A 13424-nucleotide genomic window follows, 5' to 3' on the forward strand; every position below is an offset into this window, starting at 1 on the left:
ACGTACACACTTAATGATGCTTACCCTTTTTTCATCTAACAATTCGCCCGTGGGATGTACAAATGATATTGTTTTTGATTTTTCAATAAGTTTCCCATGATCTAATCTAAACTTGCTTTCTTGTTTTTTATCGCTGTTAAGTGAACCCCCGATATCATTGTTTCCCAAAAAATCATATAGTGCAAGAAGCATTGGCCATGAATTGCCACCGGTATTAAATCTTAAATCTATAATCCAGCCCTCAATATTTTTCTGAGCTTTAGTTTCAGCAATTTTGTTGTATAATGGTTGTGCTATATTATGGATATTCGAAGCGCTTATATCAAAAGACAGCATAGCCGGAATTAATATGTAACCATATCTATCGTTAAGTACTTTTACTTCAAAGGTTGGTTTGGTATCATATTTCTTTTTCCATTGCTCACTGTAATCCTCTTTTGAAATATTTTTTACGGTAGCAGAATATTTATTCTGCTTATAGTAAACATTGCAATGTGTTGCGCCTATTCTGTCAAATAGTTTTTTAATTTCAGAGAGAGCGTTTTGAAAAGTATTGTATTGATTTAAATCCTGCTTAGTTTGAGATTCAATTAATTCCCAGTTAATTTTCTCTTTGTGTAAGTATTTAGCCTTTAGTGTCGAAAAAAGGTTTTCATAAAATATTTTAATGCTGTCTTGCGTTGTCATTTTTTTTTGCGCACTAACGTCAAGAGATAGAATAAAAACAAAAATTACGGTTAATAGTCTTTTCATCTGTTTTGAAAATTAATTATTAATCGATAGATGAATTTATAGTAATAATGGTTGCAAGTTTTATAGAATTTTAAGGACAATTAAAATCTTTCCGCTAAAACAATGTTGTTATTATGTACCATATACATGATCATATTTTAGATATTTTGTTGATAAAATCCTGACAACATCAACATTCAAATTCCTTATTTTTGAAGAACCGTTATTCTTCTGCAGCGGCTAATTCTTAAAATACAATATGTACTTAATTTTTGATACTGAAACTACGGGTTTGCCACGTAATTACAATGCGCCAATTACCGATACCGATAACTGGCCGCGTTGTATTCAAATTGCATGGCAATTGCATGATGAGATGGGGAGGATGGTTGAACATCAGGATTATTTAGTAAGGCCGGAAGGATTTAACATTCCTTATGATGCAGAAAGGATTCACGGGATTTCGACCGACTTGGCGACAGACCAAGGGATTTCATTTGACGAAATGCTGGCTAAGTTTAATGAAGTTTTAAGCAAAGCAAAGTTCATCGTTGGCCAGAATGTTGGTTTTGATGTGAACATAATGGGTTGTGAGTTTCATAGGTTCGGTGTTGCAAATCGCCTGGCTGAACTACCAGTGCTTGATACCTGTACCGAAGTAACTGCACAGCTTTTACAGTTGCCAGGTGGTAGAGGTGGTAAATTCAAACTTCCTACTTTAACTGAATTACACTCGTATTTGTTCGGTGTTCCTTTTAATGAGGCGCACAATGCTACAGCCGATGTGGAAGCCACTACACGCTGCTTTTTAGAGCTGGTTAAACGCGAAGTATTTAAAAAAGAAGAGCTTCTCGTTGATGCAGAATATTTCCCACGTTTCAGAGAGATCAACCCTGCACTAATTGAAGGTGTTGGGTTAAAGCATATCAATTTAAAGGCTGCTTCTGATGAAATCCGCAGACGCCTGCAAAAAACAGAAGGCGGTGGCGTTTCAAAACAAGAGCTCGCAGAAAACAAACAGGAACTTGCTGCGGCAACGTTTGTGCATTTGCATAACCATACCCAGTTTTCAGTGTTACAAAGTACCATTAGCATTCCTGCTTTGGTAAAAGCAGCTGCGGCACAAAAAATGCCGGCAGTGGCGATGACCGATCATGCCAATATGATGGGCGCATTCCACTTTGTAAATGCTGTACTCAATCATAATAAAGCCGCAGAGGCTAAAAATGCCGAAGCCATCGAAGCAGGGCAGCGGCCGACTGAAGTGGTGATGACACCGATTGTGGGAGTAGAATTCTTCGTTTGCGATGATCACTTGAACAGAACAGCAAAAGACAATGGCTACCAAATGGTATTATTGGCGAAGAATAAAAATGGCTATCACAACCTGGCCAAAATGTCGTCTATTGCCTATACCAAAGGTTTTTACTACGTTCCGCGTATTGATAGAAGTGTAATTGAGCAGTACAAGGATGATATTATTGTACTGTCTGGAAACCTTTCCGGAGAGATTTCTAACAAGCTTTTAAACATGGGCGAAAACCAGGCAGAAGAAGCTTTGGTATGGTGGAAAGAAAAGTTTGGCGAAGATTTTTATGTGGAGGTTATGCGCCACAACCAGGAAGATGAAGATCGGGTAAACGCTTCCTTAATTTCTTTGGCCAAAAAGCACGAGGTCAAACTAGTCGCTACTAATAACACCTATTACATCAATAAAAAAGATGCAAATGCGCATGATATTTTGCTTTGTGTAAAAGACGGTGAAAAACAAGCCACGCCAATCGGACGCGGACGCGGTTACCGTTATGGTTTGCCTAATCAAGAATATTATTTCAAATCGGGTGATGAAATGAAGGCACTTTTTGCCGATTTGCCTGAGGCGATTTTGAATATACAGGAGATTGTAGATAAAATTGAAACCTACAAACTTGCCCGTGAAGTACTTTTGCCGAAGTTCGATATTCCAGAACAGTTTCTTGTTGCGGAGGATGAAGTTGACGGCGGTAAACGCGGTGAAAATAAATTTTTGAGGCACTTAACTTATGAAGGTGCCAAAATCAGATACGGGGAATTAACGCCATCGGTAATTGAGCGTTTAGACTTCGAGTTGGCCACCATTGAGAAAACCGGTTATCCGGGTTACTTTTTGATTGTTCAGGATTTTATTGCCGAAGCCCGTCGCAGAGATGTATCGGTTGGTCCCGGTCGTGGATCAGCTGCGGGTTCAGTGGTTGCATATTGCCTATGGATTACCAATATTGATCCGATTAAGTACGATCTGCTTTTTGAGCGTTTCTTAAATCCCGATCGTGTTTCCATGCCCGATATTGATATCGATTTTGATGATGAGGGTCGTGGCCGTGTAATGGAATATGTAATTAATAAATATGGTTCCAGCCAGGTGGCGCAAATCATCACTTATGGAACCATGGCGGCCAAGTCATCCATCCGTGATACGGCTAGGGTTTTAGATTTGCCTTTATTTGAGGCCGATAAAATCGCGAAGCTGATTCCAAATATGAAGCTGGCAAAAATCTTCAATCTAGATGAAAAAGCGTTAAAAGATGCTTTACGTCCGGATGAATATGAGCGTGTAGTCGAACTTAAAAATCTAGGCAATTTAAAAGATTTAGGTGCCGAAACCATTCAACAGGCACAGGTTTTAGAAGGATCGTTAAGAAATACAGGTATTCATGCCTGTGGTGTAATTATTACGCCAAGTGATATTACGAATTTTGTTCCGGTTGCTACCGCAAAGGATTCTGATTTGTATGTTACCCAATTTGATAACTCGGTAGTAGAGAGCGCCGGCTTACTGAAAATGGACTTCCTAGGGTTAAAAACCCTTACATTAATTAAAGACACCGTTAAACTGGTGAAGAAAAGACATGGCATTAATCTGGATCCGGATACTTTTCCCATTGATGATGTGATGACTTACGAGCTCTTCCAGCGTGGTGAAACCATCGGTATTTTTCAGTACGAGAGTCCGGGTATGCAGAAATACATGAAAGAGTTAAAGCCAACGGTTTTCGACGATTTAATTGCCATGAATGCCTTATACCGCCCGGGACCAATGGAATATATTCCGAGTTTCGTACGCAGGAAAAATGGTGAAGAAGAAATTCAATACGATTTGGATGCCTGTGAAGAATACTTAAAAGAAACTTACGGTATTACGGTTTATCAGGAGCAGGTAATGCTTTTATCGCAAAAATTAGCTGGTTTTACCAAAGGTGAGGCCGACGTTTTGCGTAAGGCGATGGGTAAAAAACAGAAAGATGTTCTGGATAAAATGAAGCCTAAATTTGTAAAGCAAGCGGCCGAAAAAGGTCATGATGCTGCAACTTTAGAAAAAATCTGGAAAGATTGGGAAGCGTTTGCCTCTTATGCGTTTAACAAATCACACTCTACCTGTTACGCCTGGATTGCTTACCAAACGGCCTATTTAAAAGCGCATTATCCTGCAGAATATATGGCTGCGGTACTTTCCAATAACATGAGCGATATTAAACAGGTAGCGTTTTTCATGGAGGAATGTCGCCAAATGGGCGTCACGGTTTTGGGTCCTGATGTAAACGAATCTGATTTGAAATTCTCAGTAAACGTACGTGGAGAAGTGCGATTCGGTATGTCGGCAGTGAAAGGTGTGGGCGAGAAAGCGGTGGAAAGCATCATCGAAGAGAGATTGTCAAATGGGCCATATGCTTCGGTTTATGATTTTGCCAAACGATCAAATACCCGGATCGTCAATAAAAAAGCTTACGAAAGTTTTGTTTACAGCGGCGCATTCGATGCGTTTGGTGGGCACCGGGCACAGTTTTTCTACATCGGTCCGCATGATAAGATGAATGGAATCGAAAAGATCATCAAGTTTGCCAACGATTTTCAGAACAATGAAAGCACCTCACAGGCTTCATTGTTTGGCGGTTCAAAGGCCGATTTAATTTTAGAACCTACTTTGCCTGTTTCTCCTGAATGGGCATTGATGGATCGCCTGAAATACGAAAAAGATGCCATAGGAATTTTCCTTTCAGGGCACCCTTTGGATAACTATAAATTGGAGCTTGATAAGTTTTGTACACATGGTGTAAGGCAGCTGAGCATTATCAATAAAGTAAGAATGGGCGATACCAATGAAGAAGTTTTGGCTGAGTTTGCCAAACTTCAGAACCGCGAACTTTGCGTAGGCGGATTAGTAGTTGCGGCATCGCAAAGAATCACCAAAACAGGTAAACCATTCGGCACATTTGTTTTTGAAGATTATGATGACGCCTGCGAAATGGCACTATTTGGTGAAGATTTTTTAAAGTTTAAATCATTTTTAACTGAAGGTTATTTCTTGCAGATTAGAGGTAGGGTAGGAGAACGTTTTGGCAAAGCCGGCGATTGGGAATTTAAAATTACTGCCATTAATCTGATGTCTGAATTACGAGATAAGCTGGCGAAGAGTTTAACTATTCAGGTTCCAATTGAACGGGTGAATGAAGAGTTAATGCGGGAAATTGAAGCCATATTAGCAGACAATAAGGCAAACTCTGAGCAACAGAACTGCCAACTTAACTTTGCCGTTTTTGATAGCGAAAAGCAGATAATGTTGGATTTACCTTCGAAAAATTTAAAAATAAATCCTAACAATAAGTTCCTAGAACAATTGGTGGGATTGAATGTTGTAAATTACAAGTTAAACTAAGTTTATCGTATGTTAACGGTTTCCAGGTTAGAATTTGCGTGTTTCAATGCATGCAGAACCCAAAACCTTAATCGAATGGAGTTAACTGATAACCTGTAACACCTAAGTGTCAAATTGACATTACAGTGTAGTTGGCATTACAATTGAATACATATATTTGAAAATAAAAAAAATAATTATGGCATTAGAAATCACAGATGCAAACTTTGAAGAGCTTGTATTAAAATCAGATAAACCCGTATTAGTAGATTTTTGGGCAGAATGGTGTGGCCCTTGTCGCATGGTTGGTCCAGTAGTAGAAGAAATTGCTAAAGAATATGATGGTAAAGCAGTAGTTGGAAAAGTGAATGTTGATAACAACCCTCAAATTTCTATGCAGTTCGGTATTCGTAACATTCCAGCTTTATTATATTTCAAAGATGGTCAAGTAGTTGACAAACAAGTTGGTGCGGTTCCAAAATCAGTATTAGCTGATAAATTAAACAAGCAGTTGGCTTAAATAACGGTTGATGGTGCAAGCAAAAAGTTTAAGTTAAATCAATTGCGCAAACCTCACTAATAATATTACAAAAACCCGGGTTCAATAAATGAATTCGGGTTTTTTTATGAGCAAATATTTTTGTTCCTTTAAGAGAAAAATGCATTATTCCTATGAAACTGATTACTAACAAAACATTAGGTATTCTAATTGCTGGATTTACATTGAACTGCGCAAATGTTGCATCTGTTTCAGCGCAAAATCCCGTAGAAACCGAAAAACCTACAGCTGATTATAAACCCGCGTTCGCAGGCCAAACGCGTATAGCAGGCGTTAAAACTTCAACTCCGCTTGAGATATCAATCATCAACGGGAAATTGGAAAATCCATGGGCAATTGCTGTACTTCCAAATGGAGGTTTTTTGATTACCCAAAAGCAAGGAACAATGGTTATTCTCGATGCTAATGGAAAACTCACTAAAAAAATTGAAGGTTTGCCCAAAGTTGATGCTTCAGGACAAGGTGGGTTACTAGATGTAACTTTAGATCCTGATTTTGCTAAAAACAGAATGGTTTACTGGGCGTTTTCGGAGCCGCAAGCTAAAGGTGTACTTTTAGCCATCGCAAAAGGTAAGTTATCGGCCAGTGAAACTAAGATTGAAAATCAAACCATCATTTATCGTGCTACGCCAGCGCATACTGGTAAGTTGCAATATGGCTCAAGAATTGTTTTTGATAAAAATGGAGATCTGTTTGTAAGTACAGGAGAACGGTCAGATCGTGAAGTAAGAATTCAGGCACAGCAATTGAATTCATCATTGGGGAAAATTCTTCATTTAACCAAAGATGGTAAAGCAGTTCCGAATGGGCCATTTGCTGGCAAAGCAGATGCTAAACCTGAAATTTATGCTTATGGCCTTCGTAATCCTGACGGACTGGCAATTAACCCGCAAACAGGTGATTTATGGGAAGCTGAATTTGGTCCCAGAGGTGGTGATGAGGTAAACCTGATTAAACCTGGTAAAAACTACGGCTGGCCAATTATAACTTACGGCATTGAATATAGCGGAAAGGCAGTTGGAGATGGCATTCAGCAAAAAGAAGGCATGGAACAACCTGTTTATTATTGGAACCCAGTGCTTTCTCCAGGATCAATTGCTTTCTACAACAGTAGCGTTATTCCGGAGTGGAAGGGTAATTTGTTTGTTGGCGGTCTGAGTGGCTCGCACATTAGCCGCTTGGTAATTAAGGACAACAAAGTAGTTGGCGAAGAAAGGCTACTTGCAGGGAAAGGGGAGCGTTTCCGCGATTTGGTGGAGAAAGACGGTGCCTTTTATGCCGTTACTGATAATGGTAATTTGTATAAAATAGCCAAGAAATAAAATCTGAGCAAAGCAGGTCAAATCCCGAATTCATTAGATGAGTTCGGGATTTTTTTTATGATATTTTTGAAAATGCTATTTCAGCTTTTCATCGCAATTACTGTCCCGCTTTTCATTACAAGTCTTCGCTACGCTGTGGGCTTTTCATTTCAATCGGGTTTATAAACCATAGATAGATGTACAATGGCGGCCACCTAAACCCGATAAAGTGTAAAACCCGAATCCCGATTTTAAGCGGGAGAGGATTTGAAACGATAGCGGGAACACACTTCAATATGATAAGCTGGCTAAGCTTTCCAAAAAAGAGATTCGAGGGATTATAAACAATTAATTCGTAAAACTTTTTTAGCTTTACCATATGCAGACGGTGAATTACGAAAATGAATCGGGTTTCGGGAATTTAGAATTATTGGCACAACAAGTGGTTGAAGGCTTTATTACAGGTTTGCATAAAAGTCCGTTTCATGGCTTTTCTGTAGAGTTTGCAGAGCATCGCCAGTATAATAACGGTGATAATGTAAAAAATATCGATTGGAAACTTTACGCCAAAACGGATAAACTGTACAGCAAACGTTTTGAAGAAGAAACCAATTTGCGCTGTCAGTTTGTGATCGATGTTTCTTCATCAATGTATTTTCCTGAACCTAAAAACAATAAGCTTACCTTCGCCATTCAGGCCACTGCGTCGTTAATGTATTTGCTCAAAAAGCAGCGTGATGCTTTCGGATTGAGTTTATTTACTGAAGAGGTTTTACTTAATTCTCCGGCCAAGTCTACCACTGTACATCAAAAATATTTGTTTACCCAGCTGGAAGACTTGTTGCAGAAACCAAAAGTTAATGCACAAACCAACTTAAGCGAGGCCTTGCATCAGGTTGCTGAGCTTATTCATAAGCGGTCGTTAGTAGTAATATTCAGCGATTTGTTTAATACCCAAACAAGTATTGAAAAAACAGATCAGTTTTTTGATGCCTTGCAACACCTAAAATTCAACAAGCACGAAGTAGTGGTTTTTAACGTGGTTGATCGATCAAAGGAAGTAAATTTCGAATTTGAAAACCGCCCCTATCAGTTTATTGATATGGAAACAGGTGACACCATTAAAGTGCATACCAATCAGGTTAAAGATAATTACAAAGATGCAGTATCTATTTACAGGGCACAAATTGCTTTAAAATGTGCCCAATACAAAATTGATTTAATTGATGCAGATATAAATGAAGGATTTTATCCTATTCTTCAATCTTATCTGATTAAAAGACAAAAACTGGGTTAATGCCAGGTTCACCTTGCAAACAACTGGCATCTTGAGCTGTTAACTAGGAAACAATTTAATCCTTAAAAAAATTAACATGTTAGAAAAAGGTACCAAAGCGCCAGATTTCGAGCTGAATGCTACTCCCGATCAAAAGATAAAACTCAAAGATTTTATTGGTAAGAATGTAATCTTAGCCTTCTATCCGGCAGATTGGAGTCCGGTTTGTAGTGATCAAATGGCACTTTACAACGAAATGTTAAAATATTTTTCGAAGCACGATGCCCAGATTTTTGGTGTTTCGGTAGATAGTGTTTGGTGCCATTTGGCTTTTGAAAAAGATAGGAAACTTCATTTCCCTTTATTAGCAGATTTTGAACCTAAGGGAGCCGTATCAAAAGCCTATGGGGTTTATGATGATGAAGTTGGAGAAAGTAAACGGGCATTATTCGTAATTGATAAAGAGGGAATGATTGCCTGGAGTTACTTGTCACCAACAGCGGTAAATCCTGGTGCCGATGGCATTTTAGACGCGTTAGAGGAATTGGACAAAAAATGATATGAGCAATTTAAAACCTGAAGTAAGTAACAGCGATCATGTGCAAGGCAATGATGCTGCAACCATTACCATAGTAGAATTTGGCGATTACCAATGCCCTTTTTGTGGAGATGCTCATCCCATCATCAAAGAAATTGAAGATACATTTGGAGATCAGATCAAATTTGTATTTCGGAATTTTCCTCTACAAGAATCTCATCAGTATGCTTTTTCTGCCGCCGCCGCTGCAGAAGCTGCAGCTTTGCAAGGTAAATTTTGGGAAATGCATGATGCACTTTATGAAAACCAATATCGTTTAGATGAAAATCTTTTTGAAGAGTTAGCCGAAACAGTTGGTCTTGATATGGAGAAATTTCAACAAGATTTTACTTCCGAAGCAGTTAAAGAAAAAGTAGATAACGATTTTGAAAGCGGTGTGAGGAGTGGCGTTAACGGAACGCCTTCATTTTATGTAAACGGGACTAAATTTGATGGTGATGCCGCCGCTTTACATCAGATGCTAGAAGAAAGTACAGAATAGATAAAAAAACCTCATGTATTTTGCAATACATGAGGTATCAGATAAGGGTAACCGGAAAACTAAAAAACTAATTATGAGTTTTTAGAATTTAACAAAATAGAAATCGCTTCGTGTTTTGTTGATGTAAAGGTGCGTTTCAATTATGAAGTTTTAGTGAAGAAACGAGCGCATTTAATTTATTTCGAAAATTGGTCTGCTATAAGTCAGATTAGGTCCTTTTCCTTCCAAAATGTAAAACAATATTTCTGATTCAGGTATTTATAAGATGTTAACATCACGATGATGTTGATCAATTAAAAATACTTTCATGGGTAAAAATGTTGCAGAGCAACTGGTAGAAATGCTGGTTGAGGTTGGTGTTAAAAGAGTTTATGCCGTTACCGGCGATAGTTTAAACTATTTCAATGATGCGGTTAAAAGAAACGGAAAGATTAAATGGATTCATGTTCGCAATGAAGAAGTTGGTGCATTTGCTGCTGCAGCTGAAGCAGAACTGGATGGAATTGCCTGTTGTGCAGGCAGCTGTGGGCCCGGCCATGTTCATTTAATTAACGGACTTTATGATGCACATCGTTCTCATGTGCCGGTTATCGCAATTGCCTCTACCATCCCGACAGGAGAATTTGGAACTGATTTTTTCCAGGAAACCAATACCATCAAATTATTTGATGATTGTAGTTATTACAATCAAGTTGCAACCACTGCAGAACAGGCACCAAGAATGTTGCAAACGGCTATTCAACATGCTATTCATAAAAAAGGCGTTTCTGTATTTGGCTTACCTGGCGATGTTGCAGAAATGGATGCTGTAGAGAGCGTAACCTCCATGCAGCTATTCAATAATAAGCCTGTAATCCGTCCGTCTGATCAGGAATTGAATGCGTTGTCTGCAATATTGAATGAAGAAAAGAAAGTAATGATTTATTGTGGCATCGGTGCTGCTGAAGCTCACGATGAAGTGGTACAGTTGGCTTCAAGATTGAAAGCGCCTGTAGGATTTTCCTTCCGTGGAAAAATGGGCATCCAATATGATAATCCATACGAGGTTGGTATGACAGGTCTTTTGGGGCAGCCTTCTGGTTACCATGCGATGCATGAAGCCGATCTGGTATTACTTTTAGGAACTGATTTTCCTTATGTGAATTTCATGCCGGTTAAAAATAAAATTATTCAAATTGATGAGCGACCTGAACGTTTAGGTAGAAGAGCCAAATTAACCATGGGTTTATGTGGCAATATTGCCGACACCATTAAAGCGCTGCTACCTTTATTAGAAGAAAAAACGGACGACAAATTTTTGAAATCGCAGCTTGAGTTTTACGAAAAAGTAAAGGAGAACCAACAGGTTTATGTGAAAGATCAGGGCGAGGAGAATAAAATTCAGCCAGAGTTTGTAGCTGAAACGATTAATCGGTTAGCTGCGAATGATGCCATTTTTACGGTAGATACCGGAATGTGTTGCGTTTGGGGTGCCCGTTTTATTGATGGAACTGGAGAACGGAAAATGCTGGGATCATTTAATCATGGTTCAATGGCAAATGCAATGCCGATGGCTATTGGTGCTGCTTTGGCTCATCCTGAAAAACAGATTGTTGCACTGTGTGGCGATGGCGGGTTATCCATGCTTTTAGGTGATTTAGCAACCATCAAACAATATCATTTACCCATTAAGCTTATCGTTTTTAACAACCGTTCTTTAGGTATGGTTAAACTGGAGATGGAAGTGGATGGTTTGCCAGATAATGAAACCGATATGATAAATCCTGATTTTGCCTTGGTTGCCCAGGCGATGGGTTTCAAAGGGATTACGGTTTCTAAACCTGAGGACGTAGAAAATGCAATCAGTCGTGCCTTAAACGAAAGTGGCCCCATATTGCTTAACATCATGACCAATCCAAACGCATTGGCCATGCCACCGAAAATTGAATGGGCACAAATAAAAGGAATGACAGAATCGATGGCTAAGCTTATGCTAGGCGGGAAAATGACTGAGGTTTTTGATACGATAAAATCTAACTACAAGCATCTAGGGGAGGTGCTTTAAAAAAGCATAAAACAATCGTAATTGCGAGGCTCGAAGCAATCTCATATTAATACAGATTGCTTCGTGCCTCGCAATGATGATATTATCAAAGGTTCCTACAAATTCCCCCTCAGCTCTTGCTCACGCTCCAGAGATTCGAACAAAGCTTTGAAGTTACCCGCACCAAAACTTTGCGCACCTTTACGCTGAATAATTTCAAAGAAAAGCGTTGGGCGATCTTCTACTGGTTTAGTAAAAATCTGCAATAGATAACCCTCCTCATCACAATCTACTAAAATGCCCAGGCTTTCCAGTAAAGAAATTTCTTCATCAATTTTTCCAACACGCTGCGGCATCATATCATAATAGGCTTCTGGTGGAGCGCTCAAAAACTCAACCCCACGAGATTTTAGTTCTTTTACCGTTTTCACAATATCTTTCGTAGCCACGGCGATATGTTGTACGCCTTCCCCTTCATAGTATTCTAAGTATTCTTCAATTTGCGATTTTTTCTTGCCTTCAGCTGGCTCATTGATCGGGAACTTGGAGAATCCATTTCCGTTGCTCATCACTTTACTCATCAAAGCAGAGTATTCCGTATTGATTTGCTTATCATCAAAGGAAAGAATATTAACGAAACCCATTACATCTTCATACCATTGTACAGCTTCATTCATACGGTTCCAGCCCACATTGCCTACGCAATGATCGATGTATAAAAGTCCTGCATCTGCAGGTTGGTAATCACTTTCCCAAACACGATAGCCAGGCATAAAGGTGCCGATATAATTTTTCCGTTCGATAAACATGTGTACAGTTTCACCATAAGTGTAAATGCCGCTCATTTTTACTTCACCATACTCATCTGTCAAAGTTTTTGGCTCCATGTAAGGTTTAGCACCACGTTTGGTGGTTTCCTCAAAGGCGCTGTAAGCATCATCAACCCATAAAGCAAGTACCTTCACGCCGTCGCCATGTTTTTTCACGTGTTCCGATATCGGATGATCTGATTTCAACGCAGTGGTTAAAATCAACCTAATTTTTCCCTGCTGTAAAACGTACGAGGCCCGATCACGAACGCCAGTCTCCGGACCAGCATAAGCCAGGCTCTGAAAGCCAAAGGCGGTTTTATAATAGTGAGCAGCCTGCTTTGCATTACCCACATAAAATTCTATATAATCTGTTCCGTTAATTGGCAGAAAATCCTGTGCTTTAGATATTTTTTCTGCAAATGTTAGTGTTTCCATATTTTTAGTATCAAGTATTTAGTATCAAGTATTTAGTATCAAGATGTGATGTGTAAGATTCTCGTTTAACATCGTTATTCGGAGCCGCGTCTACATTTATTCCACATTTATCTGCCAGCTTTTATGATAATTTTCATCTTCAATGTCAATTGCTTCTTGCGTAAGCATCAGTGGTTTAAAAGGATCAATCATTACGGCCAGTTCATCAGTTTTTTCTTTTCCGATTGATTTTTCAACCGTTCCGGGATGCGGGCCATGGGGAATGCCGCCTGGGTGAAGTGTAATTTGTCCTTTAACCACACTTTTTCGGCTCATAAAATCACCATCAACATAATAAAGCACCTCATCGCTATCTACATTGCTGTGGTTATATGGTGCCGGAATCGAATCGGGATGGTAATCATATTTTCGTGGAACGAAAGAGCATACAACAAAATTATGCCCCTCAAATGTTTGGTGAACGGGTGGTGGCTGGTGCAAACGACCAGTAATGGGTTCAAAATCATGGATAGAGAAAGCGTAAGGATAATGATAG

At 39.2% G+C, this 13424-nt stretch carries 10 protein-coding genes; 7 read left to right on the top strand and 3 right to left on the bottom strand.

The window, feature by feature from the left end:
* A partial coding sequence (locus ON09_RS17485; protein ID WP_010602360.1) for a S41 family peptidase occupies nt 1-753 on the bottom strand: 753 nt, incomplete at its 3' end.
* Nucleotides 754-991: 238 nt separating this feature from the next.
* On the opposite strand from ON09_RS17485, the gene dnaE reads away from it, so the two are divergent.
* The 7 genes from dnaE to ON09_RS17525 all read left to right on the top strand — a co-directional run bounded on the left by dnaE (nt 992) and on the right by ON09_RS17525 (nt 11663).
* Nucleotides 992-5425 carry a DNA polymerase III subunit alpha gene (dnaE, locus tag ON09_RS17490; protein WP_010602361.1) on the top strand — a complete coding sequence of 1478 codons (4434 nt, stop codon included), beginning with the start codon at nt 992-994 and terminating at the stop codon, nt 5423-5425.
* A gap of 178 nt (nt 5426-5603) precedes the next feature.
* Nucleotides 5604-5924, top strand: a complete 321-nt coding sequence (gene trxA, locus ON09_RS17495) for a thioredoxin (RefSeq protein WP_010602362.1) — start codon at nt 5604-5606, stop codon at nt 5922-5924.
* A 152-nt stretch (nt 5925-6076) separates the two neighbouring features.
* On the top strand, nt 6077-7285 hold the full coding sequence (locus tag ON09_RS17500; protein ID WP_010602363.1) for a PQQ-dependent sugar dehydrogenase: 1209 nt from the start codon (nt 6077-6079) through the stop codon (nt 7283-7285).
* A gap of 358 nt (nt 7286-7643) precedes the next feature.
* Nucleotides 7644-8561, top strand: a complete 918-nt coding sequence (locus ON09_RS17510) for a DUF58 domain-containing protein (protein WP_010602364.1) — start codon at nt 7644-7646, stop codon at nt 8559-8561.
* A 76-nt stretch (nt 8562-8637) separates the two neighbouring features.
* Nucleotides 8638-9099 carry a redoxin domain-containing protein gene (locus ON09_RS17515; RefSeq protein ID WP_010602365.1) on the top strand — a complete coding sequence of 154 codons (462 nt, stop codon included), beginning with the start codon at nt 8638-8640 and terminating at the stop codon, nt 9097-9099.
* Between the two features lies 1 nt (nt 9100).
* Nucleotides 9101-9619, top strand: coding sequence for a DsbA family protein (locus ON09_RS17520; RefSeq protein ID WP_010602366.1), 519 nt, complete (start codon nt 9101-9103; stop codon nt 9617-9619).
* Nucleotides 9620-9926: 307 nt separating this feature from the next.
* Entirely contained in the window at nt 9927-11663 is a 1737-nt protein-coding gene (locus ON09_RS17525) for a ubiquinone-dependent pyruvate dehydrogenase (protein ID WP_010602367.1), read from the top strand.
* A gap of 95 nt (nt 11664-11758) precedes the next feature.
* Here the strand turns inward: ON09_RS17525 and hppD are convergent, their stop codons facing one another.
* Nucleotides 11759-12889, bottom strand: a complete 1131-nt coding sequence (hppD, locus tag ON09_RS17530; protein ID WP_010602368.1) for a 4-hydroxyphenylpyruvate dioxygenase — start codon at nt 12887-12889, stop codon at nt 11759-11761.
* Between the two features lie 96 nt (nt 12890-12985).
* On the bottom strand, nt 12986-13424 hold a 439-nt coding region (locus ON09_RS17535), incomplete at its 5' end, for a homogentisate 1,2-dioxygenase domain-containing protein (RefSeq protein WP_010602369.1).

The organism is Pedobacter agri PB92 (assembly GCF_000258495.1).
GTDB classification, from domain to species: domain Bacteria; phylum Bacteroidota; class Bacteroidia; order Sphingobacteriales; family Sphingobacteriaceae; genus Pedobacter; species Pedobacter agri.

Coding starts and splice junctions, on each gene's coding strand:
- ON09_RS17515 (WP_010602365.1), top strand. CDS start 8,638: ATGTTAGAAAAAGGTACCAAAGCGCCAGATTTCGAGCTGAATGCTACT.
- ON09_RS17525 (WP_010602367.1), top strand. CDS start 9,927: ATGGGTAAAAATGTTGCAGAGCAACTGGTAGAAATGCTGGTTGAGGTT.
- trxA (WP_010602362.1), top strand. CDS start 5,604: ATGGCATTAGAAATCACAGATGCAAACTTTGAAGAGCTTGTATTAAAA.
- ON09_RS17510 (WP_010602364.1), top strand. CDS start 7,644: ATGCAGACGGTGAATTACGAAAATGAATCGGGTTTCGGGAATTTAGAA.
- dnaE (WP_010602361.1), top strand. CDS start 992: ATGTACTTAATTTTTGATACTGAAACTACGGGTTTGCCACGTAATTAC.
- ON09_RS17500 (WP_010602363.1), top strand. CDS start 6,077: ATGAAACTGATTACTAACAAAACATTAGGTATTCTAATTGCTGGATTT.
- hppD (WP_010602368.1), bottom strand. CDS start 12,889: ATGGAAACACTAACATTTGCAGAAAAAATATCTAAAGCACAGGATTTT.
- ON09_RS17520 (WP_010602366.1), top strand. CDS start 9,101: ATGAGCAATTTAAAACCTGAAGTAAGTAACAGCGATCATGTGCAAGGC.